The following is a 23,474-nucleotide window of genomic DNA, read 5'->3' as shown; positions in this document are numbered from 1 at the left end:
ACGGGCGGATTGTCCCTCTCTTTGCTCCGGGCGCAATCACCTGAAAGGGTGGGCGGTTTGCCTATTTCAGTTCAAGCGCAGCCAGAATCTGCTGATGGCGCGCCTGGGTGATGGGATAGGTCCAGATGATTGCAATCAGACTGGCCATAAAGAGTGCGGGCGCGAAGGAGACCATGATGCGGATGGCGGTCAACGCGGTTTGCGGCGGAACAATATCTCCGGAATAGCCCAAACCGGCCAGAATGAAACCGATGATCACGGCCGTAATTCCGACTGCTGATTTCTGCGCAAAGGTTGCCAGCCCGAATGTTCGGGCTTCGACGCGCAAGCCGGTCACCAGCTCGCCATGTTCGATTGCGTCGGGGACCATGGACCACAGCATCACCGGAATCGCGGCGCCGCCAATGCCCGCAACGGTCACAGCGACCAGCGGCACGATTGCACCACCCGGCGGTGCAAATGCCATGGTCGCATAGCCGGTCACGGCGACGACGAGACCGGTGATCAGGCTGACGCGTTTGGAGGTGCGGGCGGCCAGAATGACCCATACAGGTGCCGCGAGAATGACCGCGAATGCCGAGGCCGCCAGAACGGGGGTTATGAGGTCGGGCCGTCCGATTACATGGGTCAGAAAATACAGCATGTTTTGCAGAAACAGGCCCTGGGCGATGGTGCCGCCGACCATGATGGCGAGCAGGCGGAGGAGGGGTGTATTGCCCTTCGCGGCGCGAAACAGGCCGGTCAGGGCCGAAACATAGTCCGGGCTGCCAGTCTCCCGCGGCGCCATTTCCGGCTCCTGCACAATCCGGCTGCACGCGAAGAGCAGGGCGGCGGCCATCAGCCCGACCAGAATGGCGGCGATCATATATCCGAAGGCTTCCGTCTGACCGCCCGCCTGATTGGCTTGCACGATGATGGGTGTGAGAATCGCCGTGACCACGGCGCCGGTTGCGGCACCGGACACGCGAAAGCCGGAGAGGGTGCTGCGCGCATGGCCATCCGTTGTCAGACGTACGGGCAGTGTATTGTAGGGCATGCTGGCGATTGTATAGGCGGTGCGGAATACTAGGTGTGTGATCAGTGCCCATGCCGCGAGTGCGAGGCCGGACAGGGGCGGTGCGATGAACATCAATCCATAGGCCAGCCCGACCGGCAAGGCCGCAAATGCGATGATGGGCGCATAGCGGCCCGTGCGGGCGGCCCGTTGCTCGGCCCATGCGGCCACGATCGGGTCCGAGATGGCATCCCAGATCATCGAGATCAGATAGATTGCTCCGGCCAGTCCGGGCGGCAGGCCGAGGACGTCGGTATAGAAATACAAAAGAAATAGTGCGCTGCCGTGCCAGACGAGCAGAAAGCCGAGATCGCCAAGCCCATAGCCTGCTTTGCTGGCCAAGCTCAAACCGGTTGTTTCGGCCGTATCCGTCCGTCTCTTCACCTGAGCCCTCCCGCCACACTTCCGGACTTTATAGAGCAGACCCACCCGTTTGGGCGATTGTTTTGCGCGGCAGACCATGGCGAGTTGGTAGACGCCGACTTGTAACTTCGTTGCTGAACGTCATGGCTCGTTTGGAGAAGAGTATGTCTATTTCTTTCGGTTTTTGTTTGTTGCGTCAGATTGGACTTTCGCTCTTCAGGGGAGGCGCGCACAACCCCACCAACGGATTTACGTCGTTACTCATGTTGGCGCTTGTCGCCTTCATGCCGTCATTGGCAATCGCTCAAGACCTCACCGCACCGCGCATCACCTCGATCGAGCGCCAGACGCCAGCCACATCGCCAACCAATGCAGACAGCGTGACCTGGAGGGTGACGTTTGACGAGGCGGTGGTGCCGCCAACGGTCTTCGGGCTGACCAATGTCGCGAACGTGCTCGATGACGCCACTCTGCAACTGGATGGTGCCTCTTCCGTCACGACGGCGGTGGTGAATGGCACGACTTATCTGTTCGCGGCAGGATTTTATGATTTCGGCGTCAGCGTGTTTTCGGTCGCCGATAATGGCGCGCTGACCAATGTCGCCAATGTGAGTGATGACGCCACGCTGGAACTGGATGATGCCTCTTCCGTCACGACGGCGGTGGTGGATGGCACGACCTATCTGTTCGTCGCGGCGCCGACTGGAAGCGTCAGCGTCTTTTCGGTCGCCGATAATGGCGCGCTGACCAATGTCTTCAATGTGAGTGATGACGCCACGCTGGAACTGGCGGGTGCCTTTTCCCTCACAACGGCGGTGGTGAATGGCACGACCTATCTGTTCGCCGCGGGGAATGCTGATAACGGCGTTAGTGTCTTTTCGGTCGCCGATAATGGCGCGCTGACCAATGTCGCCAATGTGAGTGATGACGCCACGCTGGAACTGGATGGTGTCTGGTCCGTCACGACGGCGGTGGTGGATGGCACGACCTATCTGTTCGCCGCGGGATTTTTTGATGACGGGGTGAGCGTCTTTTCCGTTGCCGACAATGGCGCGCTGACCAATGTCTTCAATGTGAGTGATGACGCCACGCTGGAACTGGATAATGCCTCTTCCGTCACGACGGCGGTGGTGAATGGCACGACCTATCTGTTCGCGGCGGGATATCGCGATCACGGCGTCAGCGTGTTTTCGGTCGCCGATAATGGCGCGCTGACCAATGTCGCCAATGTGACCGATGACGCCACCACGCTGGAACTGAATGGTGCCTATTCCGTCACGACGGCGGTGGTGAATGGCACGACCTATCTGTTCACCGCGGGATATCTTGATGACGGGGTGAGTGTCTTTTCGGTCGCCGATAATGGCGCGCTGACCAATGTCGCCAATGTGACCGATGACGCCACGCTGGAACTGAAAGTTCCCATTTCCGTCACGACGGCGGTGGTGGATGGCACGACCTATCTGTTCGCCGCGGGATTTGAAGATAACGGCGTCAGCGTGTTTTCGATCACGCCGCCAGCGGCGGCGGTCGCCAATTTCACCCTTGCCGGATCAACGGCGACATTGGCAGAAGCCACCGTGTCGGGAACGCAGGTCGATGCCACCGCATCCGGCGGCGATCTCGCCAATCTGAATGCCACTGTCACGCTCGGCTTTGCCGCCGGGCAGACCTTTACAGATCTCGCCGGAAATACGCTCGTCAATACCACGCCGACCGGCACGAATGACAACACGTATGTGATCGACAACACCGCGCCGCGCCTCGACACGATTGCCGGCGGGTCAACCTACACCAATCTCGACAGTCTCAGCTTCCGAGCCACGTTTGATGGCCCGGTTGTGAATGTCAGCGCGGCGGACTTCTCGATCGGTGGCACCACCGCGACTGTGACGAATGTCGTGGCTAATTCCAGCTCTGATTATTCCCTGACAGTCTCTGGTGGTGATCTTGCTGATATTGCTGATACGACCGTGACCATTGCATTGTCAGGCAGTCAGGATATTGCTGATGTCTCTGGGAATGCGCTCACAGATACGTCGCCAACAGGTTATATCGACTCGATATTCGTGAACAATACGCTGCCGGTTGGCACCTTCACATCCGCCGCAGTTGCGCCGGTTTCACAGCCTTTCACCGTCAATCTTGCCTTCACGCCGCAAGCCGGATTTGCGGACAATATTCTTGCCCTGACGCAGTCGGATATCGTCGTTGGCAATGGCACGATCGAGTCCTTCACCCTGACGACCGGCGGCGGCGTAACGACCGGTGCCGACATTGTCGTGCGCCCGACGGCAGACGGTGCGGTGACGCTCGACCTGCCCGAGAACAGCGTGTTTGATGAAGCCGAAAACCAGAATCCGGCCGCCACCCAATTCTCGATCAATGCCGACGTCACCGTGCCGACGATCAACATCTTCAAGCCCGGCGCGCCCTGTCCGTGCAACGGGCCGATTACCGTCACCATGTCCTTCTCGGAAGGTGGTATTACAGGTTTCGACATAAATGATCTCGTCGTTACCGGCGGAACGCTGTCGAATTTCAGCTTTGTCAATTCAGGGTCAGTCACGCTGACGCCAACGGCTGACGGCACCATGACGCTGCAAATTCCAGCGGGGTCCATGACCGACCCGGATGGTTTCGGCAACCTCGAATCAAACCTGTTTTCGGCGGACTTTGATACCACACGGCCGACGGTCACGCTGACGACAGCGGCGGTCGCTCCGGTCACCGGAGAGTTCGATATCGATATCACCTTCTCCGAGCCGATGACGAATATCGGTAATACCAGCGCCTGGACCCTGACGAATGGATCGCGGCTTTCGGTGACCGGAAGCGGCGCAAACTATGTCATGCGCGCCCGCCCTCTCGCTTCGCAGGGCACGCTGACACTGGATCTGGCCGAGAATGGTTTCTCGGATGCCGCCGGCAATGGCGTTGTCGCGCCGACCCAGTTCTCGATTGCATATGACGCGGCCAATCCGCGTATTGCCTCGATTGAACGGTTCAGCCCGGCTGCGGCGACGACCAACGCGGATTCTCTGACCTTCACGGTGACGTTCAGTGAGGATGTCACCAATGTCGATGCCGGGGATTTCGATATCTATACGCTGGATGTCGCACCCGCGAACACAACGGCGACGATCACCGATGTCACACCGGTCAGTGCGTCGGTTTACCGGGTCACCGTGTCCGGCGGAAACCTAGCCAGCCTCAGCTTTACGTCGATCACGCTCCATGGCCGGACGGACGGCAACATTCGGGATGCGGCCAATAATGTTATGACGGCCGGTAGCCCGCAGACCCCGGCCGAGGGCTATACGATGGACAATACGGCGCCAGTGCTCAACTCGTTCGCGCGGCAAACGCCGGCCGATGAGCAGACCAATGCCGATTCGCTCGTCTGGCTCGCGACATTTAATGATACGGCTTACAACGTGGATTCTAGCGATTTCGAGGTTTCCGGCAGCACGGCCAGCGTCACAGATATTTCGCCCGTGATTTCCGGCGATGCCCCTCCCGGCGTTGACGCGCCGCTGTCCAACCCGGTTTCGGCCCAATACCTCGTGACCGTGTCCGGAGGCGATCTCGCGGGCCTGGATGCAGCTGTCGGGCTCAACCTGGCGGCAGGTCAGGACATAACCGACTTTGCAGGCAATACTGTCGCGAACAGCGAGCCGGCAACAGACGAGACCTATGACGTGCGGAATACCCCGTCGGCGATTGCCTCAGTCGCCCGCTTGACGCCCTCTGCTTCGCTGACAAATGCGGACAGCCTGACCTGGCGGCTGACCTTTGCGCAGATCGACCCCTATCTTGATCTGCCGACCAGTGCGTTCACGGCTTTAGGCACGACGGGGACAGTGACCAATGTCTCGCGTTTCTCCATCGGCTTCGATGTCACCGTTTCCGGCGGCGATCTGGCAGGCTTGAACGGCGATGTAACGCTGGGCCTGGCCGATTCCGACTTTGCGGACGACTACGGCAATATCATGGACCGGACGATCCCGGCCGGAGCAGAGCTGACCTATACGCTCGATAACGTCGTGCCCACCGTCGAAATCACATCGGCGTCAGGGACGCTGGTCAATGGCGATTTCGAGGTCACGGTCACCTTCTCGGAACCGGTCACCGGGTTTGATGGCAATGATATCGTCCGGTCGAATTCCGGCTATTACGGCTTTTCGGGCTCGGGGACGACCTACACCTTCACGGCTGCACCAAGCAGCAATCCGTTCACGTTTGATATTCCCGCCGGCGTTGCACAGGATGCTGCCGGCAATGGCAACACGGCGGCCGCCCAGTTTGTCGGCACGGTTGATTCCACGCGCCCGTCAGTGACGCTCTCGACCACGGCCGGCATCGTGACATTCGGCCGCCGGACCGTGTCCGGCCCGTTTACGCTGGATATCGAGTTCTCCGAAACTGTGGAGGACTTCGTGATCGGCGATCTCAGCCTGACCAATGCTACCGCGTCCAATTTCAGTGGCAGTGGCACGACTTATTCGGTTCTGATCACGCCGACGCCCAATGCCCAGATGGAGATCCTGCTTGAGGGAAATGCTTTCAGCGACCCGGCCGGCAATCTCGGCATCGGGGCCCAGCTAGAAGTGGATGATGATCAAACCCCGCCGCGCGTGTTCAATTTTCAACGCCTGACGCCCGCCGATGCCCGGACGTCCGCGGATGTCCTGGTTTGGCTGTTCCAGACCAATGAGAACACAATCGGTGTGGATGCGGCGGATTTCACCGTGACCGGCACCAGCGCCACGATCACCGATGTGACTTCTGACGCGGGCGGAACGCGCTATGAAATCACTGTCTCCGGCGGGGATCTGGCCGGCTTGAACGGTGATGTCACCCTGAGCCTGGCTCCCGGTCAGAACATTACCGACTTTGGCGGCAACACCTTTGCCGACACGACTCCGCTCAGCACCCATGCACCGACCTATACGGTCGACAATACCGGGCCGACGGCGACGAGCGTTGACAATGTCCAGCCCGGCACGTCTCCGACGAATGCCGACACGCTGATCTGGGCGATCTTCATGAGCGAGGGTCTGTCGAACCTGGATCTGGCGGATATCCAGCTGACGGGCACGACAGCGACGATCACGCAGATCACCAATCCCCAGCCCACCCTGTATGCCTTTACGGCTTCGGGCGGTGATCTCGCGGATCTGAACGGGACGGTCACGATCGGCCTGGCACGGGGCCATGACGTGACCGATGAAGCCGGAAACGCATTGGCGTCCCTGGCCCCGACCAGTAGCGAGGATGACCGTAGCGTCGTTATCGACAACCGCGCCCCGACGCTGGCGATTTCGGGGCCGACAGGGCCCGTGAGTGGTGCATTTACTGCAACCTTTACATTCTCTGATGCAGTGACGGGCTTTGCGTTGGGAGACATTGATCTCAACAACGCGGTGGCCTCAAATTTCGCTGCCGTTGTGCCTGCCGGTGATGGCTTGACGTCTATTGCCTCTGCACGGTCCGAATACACTTACACGGCCACCATCACCCCGACAGCCGATGGCGCCGTGACGGTAGACGTTGCCGGCTCTGTCGCCACCGATGCTGCGGGCAATAACAACACGGCGGCCACGCAGTTCTCGGTCAACAATGACCAGACCGCTCCGACGGTGGCGATTACGAGTCCAACCGGTCCTGTGAGTGGCGCGTTCACCGCGACCTTCACCTTCTCCGAGGATGTCTCTGACTTTGTGGTCGGCGACATCGTCGTGGGCAATGGCGCAGCCTCTGCCTTTGATGACAGTGCGGCTCCAGTCTTCACAGCCACCATCACGCCTGCCGCTGACGGACCTGTGACCGTCGACGTGGCCGGTGCGGTCGCAACAGACGCCGCCGGTAATGACAACACCGCCGCTACCCAGTTCTCTGTGACGAATGACGAGACGGCGCCGACGGTGGCCATCACCGGTCCAACCGGCCCTGTCAGTGGGGCCTTCACGGCGACCTTCACCTTCGATGAGGATGTGACGGACTTCGTGGCGGGCGACATCAGTGTGGGTAATGGCGCAGCATCGGCTTTCGATGACGCTGCGGCCCCGATCTACACGGCCACGATCACACCGGCAGCGGATGGCGCGGTCACTATCGATGTCGCCGGCTCTGTCGCAACAGACGCGGCTGGCAATGACAACACGGCGGCGACGCAGTTCTCCATCACCAATGACGAGACAGCTCCAACAGTGGCTTCCATCGTGCGCCAGACACCAACTGTCTCTCCGACCGATGCAGACAGCCTGGTTTGGCGGGTGACCTTCTCCGAGACGGTGGTCAATGCGGGGGTCGCAGATTTCTCCGTTAGCGGCACGACGGGTACGGTCTCGGATGTGACGGCTATTGATGGGGCCACCTATGACGTGACGGCATCAGGCGGAGATCTGGCCAACCTCAACGGCACGGTCACACTGGGTTTTGCCGCAGGTCAGGATATCGCGGATGAAGCCGGCAATACGCTGAGCGACACGACACCCACAGGTACCGATGAACGCGCCTGGTCTGTCATCAACGATGCGGATGCGCCGACGGTGGCCTCGATCACCCGGGACACCCCGTCTACAGAACTGACCAATGCCGACAGCCTGACGTGGGTCGTGCGTTTTTCTGAAAATGTAACCGACATTGATATGGGTGACTTTGTGGTCTCCGGCACAACCGGCACGGTGACATCCGTCTCGCCTCAGGCGGTCAACCTTCCGCCAAGTGTAACGGGCAATGGCTATAGCGCTCCCATGGTTGTGTCCTCCTCCGCCTTCACAGTCACCGCTTCGGGCGGAGACCTGGCCAGCTATAATGGCGTGGTCACCTTGTCCTTTGCACAAGGCCAGGACATCACCGATGAGGCGGGCAATGCGCTGACCAACACCACACCGACCGGTGCCAATGAGAACAGCTATACGCTGGATAATACCGCCCCGACGGTATCGCTCTCGACGACAGCGACGGCACCGGTTTCCGGTCCATTCACGCTCACCGCGACCTTCTCTGAAGATGTCACAGGCTTTGATGTGAGTGATCTGAGTGTTGGCAATGGCACGGCGTCGAACTTCGCTGCCACCAGCGCAACCATTTATACCGCAACCATCACACCGGGAGCCGGGTCATCAACGACGGTAGATGTGGCATCCGCAGCAGCAACCGACCCTGCAGGCAATGACAACACGGCCGCCACGCAGTTCTCCATCACGCATGATCCGGACCGCACGCTGACGGTGAGCTTGCCGGGTGTGGGGTCCGGCACGGTCTCAAGCGCGCCAGCGGGCATTGATTGCGGAACTGAATGTTCGCAGGACTACACGCTTGGTACATCTGTCACCCTGACTGCTGCAGCAGATACCGGCTCCACATTCGCGGGATGGACAGCAGGACCTTGTATCGGCACCACAACCGCGACCTGCGCGGTGACGATGAATGCTGATACATCCGTCTCAGCCCGCTTCACGCTCGATAACCCACCAGCCGGCCGCATCGTGGCCGCCACGCTTCCAGCGGCTCGGTCTGGCTATGTTGGCGGTCCGGTGATCTCGGCCTTCCTGTCTGTGGTCTCTCGTACGTCCAGCCCGGCCCAATCGTGTCAGGTGACTGCGCCTGCCGGAGCCCCGGTCACACTTGGCTATAACCAGCTGGATACCAACGGGGATCCAACCGGTCCGGACAGTCCGCTCTTTGATATTGTTCCGGGCGGGGCATTGAACTTCGTCATTGGGATGACACCCACCGCGCAGACAGCGGCCGGGGGCTATAACTTCCTGCCGGTCATCACCTGTGAGAATGCCAGCCTGGATCCCATTGTTGGCGTCAACTCGGTCTTCCTCACCATTGGGGCGGCTCCAGCTCCGGATATCCTGTCCATTGCCGCCACCCCATCGGGTGACGGCGTGATCCGCATCCCGGCTCCGGGCCGTGTCCAGTTCATGACGGCCGCTGCCGTCAATGTCGGCATCGGGGATGGTTCTGGCGCGGCCGGTGAAGTCACACTCACCACCACGGTGGATACCGGCGCGGCGTCCCTGCCGCTTAACCTGGAGATCTGCCAGATCAATGCCGCCTCGGTCTGCATCACACCGCGTAGCAGCAGCATCACCTCCACCATGACGGGCAGTGATCCGCTCTTCTTTGCGGTCTTCGTGCGTGACACCTCCACAGGCGGTATCCCGTTCGATCCGGCCAATTCCCGTGTCTTCCTGCGCTTTGCCGACGCCACCGGCACAATCCGCTCTGCCACCAGTGCCGCGGTGACAGCACCGGCACCGGAAGCGGCCCCGGAGATCGTCTCCAGCTTGCCACAAGGCCGCTGGAGTGTGCTGATGCGTCAACCCGAAGGCGTCTGGCCGGGCCTGGCGCGCACCTCGCTCTACGTCACAGAGACAGGACAAGTTCTGGTCGATGATGGCATCACGCCTCGCCTGACCACGATCGAGGCAATGGCGGCTGACAATGACGCAGACGCCACCCAAGCGCGCTTCATGGCTCTGGGCCATGACGGTCTATGGACCAATGCTGGCGCCATCCGTCTGGGCGCTCCCTGGGCCGACACGACGGGCGAGTTCTGGGGGGTACGCGATACGCGCTCCGACGCCGCCACCAACTGGACCGACCTGGCAGGTCCCTTCGGGAACAGCCTCATCCTCTCCGAGACCGGCGAGTTCCGCGGCACGATCGATGGCTGCGCTGTCTATGGCCAGGCCTCAGGCCTCGCCACACAGGGCGTGACATTGAGCCTCTCAGGGTGTGCACAGTCTGGTCCCTATCTTGCTCTGATCGACCTGCCCGCGAATGAGAACGACGCTCCGGTACTGCTTATCGCGAGTGGCACCAGAGGGTGGCGGGTGGAAAGATAGGCTCGAATGCTCCAGGGGGTGCTGCCATGTGTGGGCGCCCCCTGTTTAGCAAGGGTTAAGCGGGTGCTGTCAGGCAAAAGCGAACTGGTCTCTGATTGCCAGACTTTCGGTAAATTAGGCGGCAAGTTGCCGCCACTCAGCCAGCGCATTTTCCCGGTTCTCCTTGAAGCAGTTTCTATCGTTGATGTGGCGCTCGAGGTTGAAGTGATTGTGGACGGAAGAATGGACGGCGGCGAACTTTTGAAGGCTTCGCATTCGCCTGATCTGAGCATGGCTCGCTCGCGTCTTCGTAGCGGTAAGTGGCTGTTCTCGGCTCTGTTGTTGAGCCACCTCCCTACGTCCTGTTTGTCTTCGTTTCCGATGACCTTCATCGCTGCCCGGTACGACCGCATCCGGTCGGTCACGATGACTTTTGGATTGCCATATCGCTTCATCGCTTTGCGTAGAAACTTCAATGCAGCATGGCGATCTCGGCGCTTTGTGACATAAGCTTCCAGAACTTCACCTTCGTGATCGACAGCGCGCCATAGGTAGTGCGTCACCCCATTTATCTTCACGAAAACCTCGTCCAAATGCCACTGCCGCTGGGTCCAGGCACGCATCCTGTCGGCGCGCTTTCTGCGGATTTCCGCGGCAAACATGGGCCCGAACCGGTTCCACCAGAACCGCACCGCCTCATGACTCAGATCGATCCCGCGTTCGTGCAGCAGATCCTCGACATTCCGAAGCGACAGCGGAAACCGAACGTACATCATCACCGCAAGGCGGATGACCTCAGGCGATGTTTTGAAGTAGCGAAATGGATTTTTCATCCAGACAAATTTGCCGGCGAACCGATAACGCCCGGTTTGATCTGACACTGCCCGAGCCGCGTAAAATCTGCGGGGTAGGTGGCGGAGAGGAAGGGAAACTCCGGTGCGGCCTTTTAGTGTCATTGTATCAATAGCTTAGAAGTCGTAGAAGCTGAGTGTTTGTACGACAATTTGTACCACTCTCAGCGCCTATTTCAATGCCGAGCAGGGCTACATTAAGCCTTCCTATTAGCTAGCGGCATTTTGCCTGACGTGAGATAGAAAAGCGCGAGCTTGAACGTGGTCTGACCTGCGCGCTCCAATCCATAAGTTTTGAAGGAGTGCCTAGGCAGGGGGCGATGGCTAATACGTTTGATCTGATCATAAAATCTTAGCTCATACAATGCGATTGAAATGAAAGGGCCAGGACAGCTCAAATGCTGCCACGCCCTCAGATAGTGCAAGCGTCTGAGCGTTCGCAGATATCCTTTCTCCAACCAGAACCCCTTGTAATGCCCCAACTGCAAACTGGTCTTGCTGGCCAAGCGCCCGAAGATAATCGACGACTTGGCGGACCGCTGCATCTGAAGCCTCAGCGCGCTTTAGTTCAATAACAAGCCAGTCGCCATTCGTGGGGTGTCTCGCAAGGATATCAATCCGCCGCGAAGTTAGGCCACCATCAACCGGGTATTCGTCTTGAACGATTTCGTATTCATCGCCCCATGGCGTGTCCTGCCATCGTGAGATGATAGCGTGCTGGATGTCATATTCAGTCGCGAACCCTGACGCAGCCCTTGTTCGCGGCTTTAGGCTCAGAACTGAATGATCAAAGTCGGCGACCTCTTTAAGCGTTCCTTCGAAATGTTGCCGCTTAACAACCAGGTGGCCTGATGTCTTGTTTCGACCCTCAAACTTAAAGGGAAGACCACGAGTGATAAACTGACTGTGATATTTCCCGTTGAATACAGCGTGGCCAAAATCGCCAGTGGACGACTTGAATGTATCGATGGCTATCGACCACTGATGTTTTGGCGAAACTGAGAACGCTAGATAAACAACACCGCGAGGATTGGGCCACCTTGCCTTTCGAAGCGGATGATTGTCTCGGATCATGCACTCCAACCCCGAAGCGCTGGTGTCTTTAAGAAGCTTTACGACCGCGGGCGTTATGCGCCAGTTCCTTGCCACATAAGCTTCTGCTTGTTGCCGAACTAGAATTCCGTGATCGACTTCAGAAAGCTCCACGTGGTTATCTAAAACAATGCGAGCCAATCAATTATATCGCCTTCAAACGTGCTCGAAATACTCGATCGATTTTGATCATCGCGCCCACTACTGCTTCAAACACGGTCGGCCAAGCTTCTTCAGTGCGCCACCCTCCGAGGTCAAATTCCTGCTTAATGCGGCATGCTCGCTTGCCTTCTAGCGGTTGCCATTCAAGCCCATCACCATACTCGCCATCGATCTCAGCCTTCGCGGCATACAGTGAATTGAAAATTCGGGCGTTTTCTTCTGCATCCTTTGTATCAATGTAGACTTCCGCGCGAGCAGAGTGCTGAGTAACCGAGTAGTTCAAGCCAACACCTGCCGGAAGACCGGCACTCGTGCCGACCCAGCTATAGCTTCCGGGAGAGATGTTGGTGTGAAGCCGCGTTTGGCTTTTTGCGTAGTCGAGGAGTTGGGTCCAGAACCGCAGTCGAATGTCATGACGTTCAGCAAGATCTTTCTTGACCCTTCCCGCACCTACAGCTTCTTCACTCGGTCCCGAGACGAGGGTGAAGAGTGGTGCTGGAACTGAACCATCAATCTGAATGGCTTCGAGCTTTACTAGATAAAACGAAGCTAACTCACTCTCATTTAGCCAAGCGATTGCCTGTGTATGTTCGGGGCGTGCGTCACCAACGATCCAGACCGCGATCTTTGCATCGAGGAACGATAGGTACGTAAGTAGCTTTCCCAGATGGTCATGATCAGATCGTCCGAGTTGGTTCTCGATTGTAACTAACGCGCCGCTAAGCTCCTCTTCAGCGGTGAGATCAACATTGAAAGTTCCAACCGATCTCTCACGTTCGACATTTGTCAGTGTCAAACCGAGCTCTTCGCCTAGTACGTCAATGTTTTCCTCCAGCCACGTAGTAAAATCCAAGGCCTCGTGTGCCCAGACTTCACGAAGCGATAATCGCTTTATCTTCCCAATAGATATTGTCCTGCCTCCCGGTTATGCGTGCGCCCGCACCTCGTGCAACCATCGTGTCTCGCAAAAACAATCGTAGAGGGTAGGGGGTGCAACTAATAGGCGCTCGCTCACTAAATTCTCACTACATGCGATCAGCAAGTAGCGGCGCGGCATTTTAGTTGCTCGGATATTTGTTGCGATTATTCTGGCGCTTGAGGAAGAATTGGTGGAGCGAGAGGGAAACTCCGTTGTTGCCCTTTTTTCTAATAAAAACAAAGAAATATAAAAATCGTCTTGTCCAGTTTTGTACCAATAATTGTACCAATTCGAGGGTGCGGAAAGTCATCGGAATAAGCGTGACTGTATCGCCTAATTCAGCCTACTTCGCTCAGTGTGGGAGAACGCTGCGCTCTATATCCGCTTGCAGCGGGTGCATATCATCCAGTCTATATAACACGACGTTCGAGCGCTCCATCTGATCGCGTACTTCTTCGTAAAAGCTGCGGGTCTGCCCTTCAAAGTCACCCACAACGACTAGTCGTTTTGCTCTGGGACCTTGCCCGTAGTGTTTCCAAAGCAGGTTGCCCTCGAAAGCGAGCTTTCCGGCAGCCTGCAAGCGGTCGCTGGGTTCGCCGGAAAGCCGGGCGCCGTCGATTAAATTGTAGTGCCCGTTTTGGTACCCGAACTTTGCATCGAGAGTAATATCGAACTCAGGAAGTTTCACCGGCTCTGGGTCTTCTAGGAGATGCGCAACGCCCAATGTTGCAAATTTCTGTTTCAGTTCGCTCTGAATACGAGGTTTGCGCGTTTTTTTTGGGCGGTCATCGACAAGCTCGGCCACCAACGCCTCGGCTTCCCGCTCGAAATCGGTAAACGCAAGCGGCATGAAAGCTGAAACGCGGACCGAATTCGATCGCCGGCGGACGAACTCTTCAAACCCGTTAACTTCAGACGTAAAACGCATTTCGGAGTGGATACGGTGCTCAAAATTCATCTGAACCGCATCAAGTAACATTTTGGACTGCGGACCGAAAAGTCGGCTTATCCTTCTTCGGCTGTCCCCGAAACGAACGATAAACTTTTCAAAGTTTTTGGTGGCTACAATCACGCCGATATTCACGTATTCATGGCGCTCGGGAGCGCCACTGAATTGAATTAATGCGTATTTGCCTTGTTGCCGGTCCATACTCTCAATCTAATCCTAGTCGGAATTGGCGGGTAAGCGCTGCATAAAGGTTGCCTTGAAGCCAACTCGCCCTCATGACAATAGCACGCGCCCATTCATCCCGCTTCGCTTTTGTTGGCCCCCACTCGCGAGGCACGGAGCCAACTATCTCCTCAACCCGCCTGGCGTCAATGATTTCGAGCGCAGATATTGCTCTATCAACAGCCTCGTCGGTAATGAGAGAGCGATGCTCCGGAAACGCCCCAAACACCCGAGGGTTTTCAATGTAGGCAGGACCAAGGTCGGCTTCTTCAATTTCTCCTTCTGAGAAACAATGCGTGTGGTCTATCGCGATCAAATCAAATTTTTGCCCGGATTGGGTAAAGAACAGGTTATCCCAATTTGGACGCGGATCTAACGCATCCGGAGGCGGACAGCGATCTTCGTTACAGATCAAAGTGTCTAACACGGCTAGTAGTGCTGCATCGTCAGGGCGGGCCCAGCTCTTAAAGAAGCTCTGCTCTCCGCTTCCGGGAAAGCCAATTAGTTCCTTCGAGATGAAAGCAGGGCCAAAACCTACGGTTCCATTGTCTGCCCGTACCAATTCGATATCGCAAACATCAAGTATTGCGCACGGCGCGGTGTTTAAACCCACCATGTGTGCCAATTCTGTGCCGACAAGCTCGCAAGAAAGAGCTTGATCGCCCTGCGGGTTCCCCATCCCCTTTAGGTAACCAATTCCCGCATCTGTCATCACCTTGACGACTTTTGTGCTGGAGTGGATTGCCTGAATTGAGCGATTGATTTCAATCGGCTGCCATGACGATCCGCACACTGTCATAATTGCTCAGTTCGGCTTGGATGAATTGCTCTTTTTACCATCGATATCTCACTAAGGGCGACTGGGCCTGCGCCGCAATTCTAAAACGGATGAACCACCCCTCCAGGTGCACACCCTACGCGTCAAACCAATTAGGGTTGCAGCGCTATAGATTTTCCCGGCAAAGCTAACTAACAATTCTTGAGATAGCAAAAGGGGATAGAAATGAAGGCGTTCGCATTCGATGAATTCGTAGTCGAGGAATACGAACGCTTTTCGCGATCTTTTTCCAAGATCGCAGCCGAGGATATCAAGCAAGCGGTTGATGAGCATTACGCCAATGGACGCTTCTGGCCAGAAGCACTGCTTTCGCTCAATCCAAAATACAAGAAAGGACCGAGCGCTGATGTCTTAGCGGCGTCAGGGGATTTAGACCCATTTACGGCCGAAATATTTCGGGCGAACGGCGCATCAATACAATTTCATGCGCACCAGGCACAGGCGATCGCCAAAGCCAAATCCAATCAGAGCTTCGTTGTCACCACCGGCACGGGTTCGGGTAAATCGCTTTGTTTTTTCGTCCCGATTGTCGAGGCCGTGATGAAGGCGCGAAGGCAAGGTGCTGCGCGGCACACTCAAGCCATAATTGTCTACCCAATGAATGCTTTAGCGAATAGTCAGATTAAAGAGATCGAGAAGTTTATTAGCCAATCTGGCGTGCCAGAGGAATACCGCCCGACGGTACGGCGATATACCGGTCAGGACGACGAAGCAAGCAGACACGCCGTTGCCGCCAATCCTCCAGACATCCTACTCACTAACTTCATGATGCTGGAACTTCTGCTCACGCGGCAGGAGGAATTGGATCGAAAGGTCATCGCAAATTGTGAGGGGTTGAAGTATATCGTACTCGACGAGCTCCATACCTATCGGGGGCGGCAAGGGGCCGACGTAGCACTACTTGTGCGCCGGCTGAGGGACCGATGCGCCGATGAGAATGGTCTTCTTTGCATTGGCACATCAGCCACAATGGTCAGCGAGGGAGATGAAACCAGCCGCACGCGAGCGGTGGCAGAGGTTGCCTCGAAGCTTTTCGGCCAGGAAATTGGAGCTGATGCGGTCATTGAAGAAGAGCTTCGAAGGGCTACCGACGATCGAAGGTCAATTGATGATATTCGCGACGATTTAGGCAAAGCTATTCGCGAATTCAGCAGTGAAATGCTTTTAGACGACGAGCTACACGATCATCCATTAGCGATTTGGGTGGAACTCGCGCTGGGGCTCAAAGACGACCTTAAACTCACTCGACGCAAACCAAGGTCGGTACAGGACGCGGTGATGGAACTCTCGTCCTTGACCGGCGAAACAATTGAGAAATGTAAGCAGGTTCTTGAACGATTTTTGTCGATTACCAGCCTCCCTGAGACCCAACGGGGAGGCGAGAGTGCAGATGCTTTTATGGCCTTCAAGCTGCATCGATGGATATCCGGGGCAGCCGAAGTTTACACCACGCTCAACCCATCTCCTCGAAACGTCTATTTGGAAGGGCAGGTCCGAGACCCAAGAGATCCGAATGCGCGCCTGTACCCGACCTATTTCTGCCGCGAATGCGGCCAAGAACATCATGTTGTTTCACTTCGCTCTGAAGGCGCGGGGGATGTTTTTGTCGCACGACGAATGGATGACATCCCTATCCCTAACCCGGACAGTGATGAACAAGGCGGATACCTGTGTCCGATAAGGTCGTCCGATGAAGAATTCCAGTTTGATGGCAACGTCGAGACCTATCCGGAGGATTGGCTGGAGCTTGCCGGGAACACAGTGCGTCTCAAAGCGAACAGACGCAATCGCGCCCCTCGTAAAGTTCGTGTCATTCCGTCGGGGCAAACTCAAACCGACGGTAGAACATTTTGGTTTCTTCCTGGACGTCTAGGGTTTTGTCCTCGTTGCCTCCATGTTGCGAGTGCCAATGCAAGCGAACGAACCAAACTCGCGGGGTTGTCGTCAGAGGGTAGAAGTTCTGCATCTACGCAACTCGTATCAGCGATGCTTGAATGTCTAAAGAACGACGATTTTGACGTGCCGCCAGACAAACAGAAACTTCTTGGGTTCACCGACAATCGCCAGGATGCTGCGCTTCAAGCTGGTCATTTCAACGACTTCGTTTTTGTCTCACTACTACGCGGTGCAATTCTTCGTGCTGTTTTGGATGCCGACGAAGACGGGCTGCGCGATGAGGATTTCGGACGAAAAGTTAGTAGAGCGCTGGGTTTCTCAGCCAACCAGACCGACCTCCATCAATACTGGCGAGCTGATCCCAGTGCTGCTGGAGTGGTACGAAAGAACGCTGAAAGATCGATCAATAAGGTTATCGCCCACAGACTGTGGACAGACTTGCGGCGAGGTTGGCGCTTCACCAACCCCAATCTAACCGAGCTCGAATTGGTTCATGTCGAATTCGAAGGGCTGATAGATATCGCTAAGGATCGTGCAAGGCTCAGTGCGGTGCATCCGCTTTTTGAGGAGCTATCAGAAGGCGAAATAGCAGCCGTCTTGAGAGAAATACTTATGTATTTGCTTGAAGGATTGGCAATCAACACCGAGAGCCTTGATCCAATAGAGCTCGACACAATCACCCAATCGTCGCGATCGCTTCTCAGGCAGCCCTGGAGCGTGGACCGAAACGAAGAGCTTCGACAAGCGTCCGATCTCGTTCTTGCGACGCCTCCGCGCCGGAAGATGTCGCTTGCTGACGAAAAACAGCTGCTTAGAGGCGGTGTTCAGTCGCGGCTGGCGCGCAGTCTTAATAAGCCCTCTCGGCTTGGCCAGAAGCTCAGCAAAGACGAATGGCTTGAATTTCTAAACCTGGTCCTTTGCTTGTTCGAAAAAGAGGGTTTGGTGGTGCAAGTTCCATCCCTTCACAATACGCCGGGATGGCGCCTGGAGCCGACGGCAGTGCTGCTCCGTCCGGGGCCGGGCGTTCACCAAACCCAACCCTTAGGAAAAAATAACGCTTATTTCACTGGTCTTTACCGGCGGGTTGCCGAAGGCTTGAGGACTGGTGTGTCACCTCTTTTTGGAATGGAAGGGCGCGAACACACCGCTCAGGTGCCTTCGCAACAGCGTGAATGGAGAGAGTGGCGTTTTAGGTTCGAAGATGATGATAAGACTTCTCTGCAAGAAAATGCTGCGGAGATGCGTTTGGAAGGTGAGCCCTCACAGTTCTTACCGACACTTTTCTGTTCGCCCACCATGGAGCTTGGTGTCGATATTTCTGCACTTAATGTGGTTTATCTCAGAAACGTTCCGCCCACGCCGGCTAATTACGCTCAACGCGCTGGGCGAGCTGGGCGTTCGGGGCAGGCTGCGGTCATTTTTACTTATTGCGCTGCGCAAAGCCCCCATGATCAATATTACTTCGAACGACGCAGCGACATGGTGTCGGGAGAAGTTAAGCCCCCAGCCTTGGATGTTTTTAACCAAGCGCTTGTTCGTTCCCATCTACATGCGGTTTGGATGGCTGCTGGAGGATTGGCTCTACCAACGGCCATTCCGGAGGTGCTGAACCTTGAGGAAGCTGGTTATCCATTAAAGCCTGAATTTATCGAACAGATATACAATCCTGCTTTGAAGCCCAAGGCAGAGCCGCAAATGCATGCTTTGCTCGATCAACTGCCACTGTTGGGGCGACCAGATTGGCTCGCAGATCCAAGTTCTGTGGTTGATGAGGTATTGGAAGGCGCATCAAGGGAATTCGACAAAGCTTTCAACCGATGGCGCGACCTCTACGATGCTGCGATGGTGCAACTAAAGGAGGCGAACGAGAAATCCGAGCTTCCAAATCTTTCTCGGAGGGACCGCAATATATGGGCAGCTGCTCAAGCACAGGCAAAAGATCAGCTGGTTCTCCTTGAGCAGGGAAGAGCAACTACCGGGTCGGATTTTTATTCCTATCGATACCTTGCGACAGAAGGGTTCCTTCCGGGTTACAACTTTCCGCGGCTTCCACTTTATGCATTTGTACCAGCAGCAAAGCGCAATTCAGGTTACGGAGCAGGTGCCTTTCTTCAGCGAGCCCGGTTCCTGGCTATCTCAGAATTCGGGCCGAGAAGCCTCGTGTACCATGAGGGGCGTGCGTATAGGGTCATGCGGGCAAAACTTCCACCGGAGGCACGAAGTGGCGACGGCAGCTCACTAGCGACTAATGAGGCATACATTTGCAATGACTGTGGTGCTCTGCACGAGGCCGCCGTCGAGCGCTGCCACGCGTGCGATGCTTCAATGGTGGATGCGATACCAGTACGTAGAACCTTGCGCATCGACAATGTTGAAACCGCCCCGGCTGAACGCATCACCGCTAATGACGAAGAGCGAGTTCGGCAAGGTTTCGAAATTCGGACCGTTTTCTCCTGGCCGAGGCGTGAAGGGCGAATTGACGTCTTAAGCACAAAATGTAGCAACGGCGGGAAAATGCTTTTCGATCTTCAGTACGCTGATGGTGCTGAAATCAGCCGCCTCAATCTCGGGCTGAAGCGGCGACGGGACAAAACTGTTACTGGGTTTGGGATTGACCCTCAAACAGGACGTTGGACCAAAACGGATGAGGAGCTCGCTGACGACACGCCCCCCGATCAAACTGTGCCTGTTCGCATTGTTCCGATAGTTCGCGATCGGAAAAACGCTCTTCTACTGAGGTTCGCGACAAATCTGCACCTGAACGTCGAAAGTCGTGCGACTATTCAACATGCATTCGTACGAGCTATCGAGTTGAACTTCGAACTTGAAGAGGGAGAAGTTTTGGCTGAGCCGCTTCCAGACAGAGATAGCCGTAAAGCCATTCTTTTTTATGAAGCTACCGAAGGCGGTGCCGGCGTGCTCGGAAGATTGGCAAGAGACGAGCCGGCGATCTGCCGGCTTGCCCGAACCGCACTGGAGCTCATGCATTATACCAAAGCGAGCATCAACAAGGCGATCACGTCCGGTGATCCAAGCGAACTGGAAGATGGAGACAACGAACCCTGCGTGAATGGCTGCTATCGTTGCCTACTCTCGTACTACAACCAGCCGGATCACGAGAGTATTGATAGGCGGGATGAGGATGCGCTAGCGTTTCTGGTCAGACTTGCCTGCGCTAGTTTGCTAAATGCAACAACACCAACTTCGACGGCCGCTGGGAATAGCAACTGGATTGAAGCTTTCAACCAATCTGGAATTCCAGAGCCGCACGGTGAACCGGCAACACTCGTCGATAGAACAGCCGATTTCACATGGCGGGGAGATTTGACAGCCGCGGTCATAGGGGAGCTTTCGCCTGAACAACGCGCCGCCGCTGACACGAGTGGCTGGACCGTATTGGAGTTGCCGAGCGAACCAAATGAACAAGTGGTTGCGACACTTTCTGCGCTATTCAGGACATCCCAATGACCTCGCAATTCGCGCCAGGAGATCTCGTCCGAGCGAGAGGTCGGGAATGGGTAACCCTGCCGTCTCCGGATGAAGATTGGCTGCTCCTCCGTCCATTATCGGGTGCTGAAGCAGATAGCGTTCTTTTACGTCCTGATCTCGAGTTGGAGCCGATTGCTCCTGCGCGGTTCGACTTACCTATTGATGCCAAGACAACCGTTCAATCTATGGCGACGCTTCTAGCGGACGCTTTGAAGCTCACCTTGCGGAGAGGGGCCGGACCGTTTCGGTCGGCGGCTCAACTTGCATTTGAACCCCGCGCCTACCAACTTGTTCCGCTGTTAATGGCGCTCCGCCTGCAGGTTCCGCGGCTGGTAATTGCCGATGATGTGGGTATCGGAAAAACCATTGAAGCCGGCCTGATCCTCAGAGAGCTAATGGATCGGGGTGAGGTTGATGCTTTTGCGGTGCTGTGTCCCCCGCACCTTGTCGAGCAGTGGATTAACGAACTCAAAGACCGCTTTGGCATCGAAGCCGCTGCCGTAACAGCATCCTCTGCTTCGAAACTCGAGCGTGGGCTCACCGTCTCTCAGACGCTGTTCGACGCCCATCCTTTTACCGTGGTCAGTTTGGACTACATCAAGGCAGAGCGAAGGCGAGATGCTTTCGCGCGGGCATGCCCGAAATTTGTAATCGTTGACGAGGCTCATACCTGTGTTGGTACCCACAAGGGGCGCCAGCAGCGCTTTGATCTATTGTCCGGTCTTGCGGAAGACGAGGACCGGGCGCTTGTGATGTTGACTGCGACACCGCACAGCGGCGATGAAGAGGCATTCTCTCGCCTGCTTTCTCTTATCCATCCGGAATTTGCCGGTCTGGCATTTGAAGACGAGCGATATCGAGAGCGCTTGGCTAGGCATTACGTACAACGCCGCCGGATCGACATCACCTCGGCCGAGTGGAAGGAAGACCAGACCTTTCCTGAGCATAAAACGGCGGAGCTTCCATATAACTTGTCACCGTCTCATCGCGATTTCCAGGAAGCCGTGTTGGACTACTGCTTTGGGCAGGTAACTAAAGCGGGTGAAGGAAAGCGCGAGCAGAGATTGGCGTTCTGGGGAACACTAGCCTTGATGCGGTGTGTGGGGTCATCACCGGCAGCAGCACTCAGCGCTCTTCGAAATCGTGTAGATAATCAGATCGAACGCTTGGAGCCGCAAATTTATGATGACGATGGCGATGATGAAGATGCTATCGATATCGAACCCGCGGCAGCCATGTCAGCCGATCAGGAGCTCGAAGGGCTCGTTGCTCTCGCTTCCGACCTTGTTGATGATAAGGATCCAAAGCTCGATGGGCTCATAAAAGTTCTCAAGCCCTTATTAAAAGAGGGCGCAAACCCAGTAGTTTTCTGCCGCTACATTGCGACCGCGGAGCATGTTCGCGACCGGTTGAAAAACCATTTCAAGAAAATTCGTATCGAGGCGGTGACAGGCACACTTACGCCAGACGAGCGTCGCGATAGGGTCGCTGAGATGGCGGAAGACGAGCAGCGACTGCTGGTTGCCACCGATTGCTTGTCGGAAGGCATCAATCTCCAGCAGCTATTCGACACGGTCATACATTACGACCTTTCCTGGAACCCCACTCGCCACCAGCAGAGAGAGGGCCGCGTGGATCGATTTGGGCAGCCTGCAAAGGTTGTTAGATCTGTGCTGATGTTCTCGCCAGATAGTGCCATTGATGGGGCGGTGCTCGATGTCATTTTGCGAAAGGCAGAAACGATCCGACGCGCAACCGGCGTGACTGTTCCGCTTCCGGACGAGCGCGGACCAGTTACCGATGCGCTAATGTCTGCCCTGTCGCTTAAACGTTCTAGTCGTCAACAGTACGCGCTCGACTTCGGCGGGAGGGACGCTCTTGAGGATATGGACCGACGTTGGAGAAACGCTGAGGAGAACGAAAAAAAGTCGCGTGCTCGCTTTGCTCAGAATGCAATGAAACCCGCTGAAGTCATTCCTGAATGGGAAAAAGCGAAGGAGCTTGTGGGCACGCCGGTGGAAGCCTACGAGTTCGTCTCCAAAGCTATGGCTGCTTTTGACGCCCCGCTCGAAAAAAGCCAACGCTTAGTGAAGGCACCTATCCACGGAATTACATCAGCACCACTGAGAGAGCGCCTTAAAGCAAAAGGGCTTCAGGGGACGCTGAGAATTGCTCTGGCGGAGCCAGCACCAGCTGGCATGCAGTTATTATCGCGCACACACCCTCTCACATTCACACTCGCGGATGCGCTGGTGGAAGGTGCGCTAGATCCTGAGGCTTTGCCCGGTCTGAATATCGGCCGAGTTGGTGCTTGGCCGACGCCATCAGTAGACGCACTCACCCATATCGCTGTTTTGCGCCTCCGCTACAAATTGACCGTACACGCCCGCAAAGAACGGCTATTGCTCGCTGAAGAAGCCTCAGTCGTTGCAATAAGGGACGGTAAGGTTTTGGCCATAGGTGAAGATGCCCGAGCCATGCTAGCGACCTTGGCATCCAGCGATTTGAACCCGGGTGCAAAGTCTAGGTTGATTGCCTCAGCGCACGAGGCCCTTCCAGGCATGATCGACGGTCCTTTGTCGGCTCATATCGCCCATCGTGAGGCTGCGCTATCCGATGACCATGCACGCCTGAGAGCTGCAGCCGGCGGAACCTCCCGTGTCAGCGTTGAAGCTGTGCAACCGCCTGATGTCATAGGATTATTCACGCTTGTTCCGGCGGGGGTCTGATCGTGGCAAGAAAGCAAATTACCGATCTGTCTGCCTGGCCCTCGCTCAGTCTCGAGGGGGGCAT

Annotated in this window: 8 protein-coding genes and 1 pseudogene; 3 read left to right on the top strand and 6 right to left on the bottom strand. The window is 56.3% G+C overall.

The genetic code is table 11. The annotated features are described in order from the left end of the window. Positions 1-61: 61 nt before the first annotated feature. Entirely contained in the window at positions 62-1,438 is a 1,377-nt protein-coding gene (locus HXX25_RS05600; protein WP_187167512.1) for an MFS transporter, read from the bottom strand. Positions 1,439-1,680: 242 nt separating this feature from the next. Here HXX25_RS05600 and HXX25_RS05595 point away from each other — a divergent pair, with 242 nt between their 5' ends. Beyond that, the gene (locus tag HXX25_RS05595) at positions 1,681-10,284 is read left to right on the top strand and encodes an Ig-like domain-containing protein (RefSeq protein ID WP_187167511.1); all 8,604 of its coding nucleotides are present in this window, start codon (positions 1,681-1,683) and stop codon (positions 10,282-10,284) included. Positions 10,285-10,398: 114 nt separating this feature from the next. On the opposite strand, the pseudogene HXX25_RS05590 reads toward HXX25_RS05595, so the two are convergent. From HXX25_RS05590 to HXX25_RS05570, 5 genes and pseudogenes are all read right to left on the bottom strand, one after another. Then, a pseudogene (locus tag HXX25_RS05590) lies at positions 10,399-11,096 on the bottom strand (IS6 family transposase). Positions 11,097-11,471: 375 nt separating this feature from the next. After that, on the bottom strand, positions 11,472-12,347 hold the full coding sequence (locus tag HXX25_RS05585; RefSeq protein ID WP_187167510.1) for an endonuclease NucS domain-containing protein: 876 nt from the start codon (positions 12,345-12,347) through the stop codon (positions 11,472-11,474). A 4-nt stretch (positions 12,348-12,351) separates the two neighbouring features. Then, positions 12,352-13,164, bottom strand: a complete 813-nt coding sequence (locus HXX25_RS05580) for a DUF4268 domain-containing protein (protein WP_233346912.1) — start codon at positions 13,162-13,164, stop codon at positions 12,352-12,354. A gap of 475 nt (positions 13,165-13,639) precedes the next feature. Continuing rightward, a complete protein-coding gene (locus tag HXX25_RS05575; RefSeq protein ID WP_187167509.1) occupies positions 13,640-14,437 on the bottom strand; it encodes a DUF3037 domain-containing protein in 798 nt (265 codons plus the stop codon). Between the two features lie 4 nt (positions 14,438-14,441). After that, positions 14,442-15,257, bottom strand: coding sequence for a HipA family kinase (locus tag HXX25_RS05570; protein ID WP_187167508.1), 816 nt, complete (start codon positions 15,255-15,257; stop codon positions 14,442-14,444). Positions 15,258-15,461: 204 nt separating this feature from the next. Between HXX25_RS05570 and HXX25_RS05565 the strand changes: the two genes are divergently transcribed. Together HXX25_RS05565 and HXX25_RS05560 are read left to right on the top strand one after the other, a co-directional pair. After that, on the top strand, positions 15,462-20,660 hold the full coding sequence (locus HXX25_RS05565; protein WP_187167507.1) for a DEAD/DEAH box helicase: 5,199 nt from the start codon (positions 15,462-15,464) through the stop codon (positions 20,658-20,660). Continuing rightward, the gene (locus HXX25_RS05560) at positions 20,657-23,410 is read left to right on the top strand and encodes a DEAD/DEAH box helicase (RefSeq protein ID WP_187167506.1); all 2,754 of its coding nucleotides are present in this window, start codon (positions 20,657-20,659) and stop codon (positions 23,408-23,410) included. Before HXX25_RS05565 ends, HXX25_RS05560 begins: the two co-directional genes overlap by 4 nt. The last annotated feature ends 64 nt before the right edge of the window (positions 23,411-23,474 follow it).

The sequence above is a fragment of the Hyphobacterium sp. CCMP332 genome (assembly GCF_014323565.1).
Lineage (GTDB): Bacteria > Pseudomonadota > Alphaproteobacteria > Caulobacterales > Maricaulaceae > Hyphobacterium.
This window is presented reverse-complemented; position numbering and strand designations above follow the sequence as displayed.

Bases quoted from the DNA above. Each gene is read 5' to 3' on its own strand.
- HXX25_RS05595 (WP_187167511.1), top strand. From the start codon at position 1,681: ATGTTGGCGCTTGTCGCCTTCATGCCGTCATTGGCAATCGCTCAAGAC.
- HXX25_RS05575 (WP_187167509.1), bottom strand. From the start codon at position 14,437: ATGGACCGGCAACAAGGCAAATACGCATTAATTCAATTCAGTGGCGCT.
- HXX25_RS05570 (WP_187167508.1), bottom strand. From the start codon at position 15,257: ATGACAGTGTGCGGATCGTCATGGCAGCCGATTGAAATCAATCGCTCA.
- HXX25_RS05565 (WP_187167507.1), top strand. From the start codon at position 15,462: ATGAAGGCGTTCGCATTCGATGAATTCGTAGTCGAGGAATACGAACGC.
- HXX25_RS05560 (WP_187167506.1), top strand. From the start codon at position 20,657: ATGACCTCGCAATTCGCGCCAGGAGATCTCGTCCGAGCGAGAGGTCGG.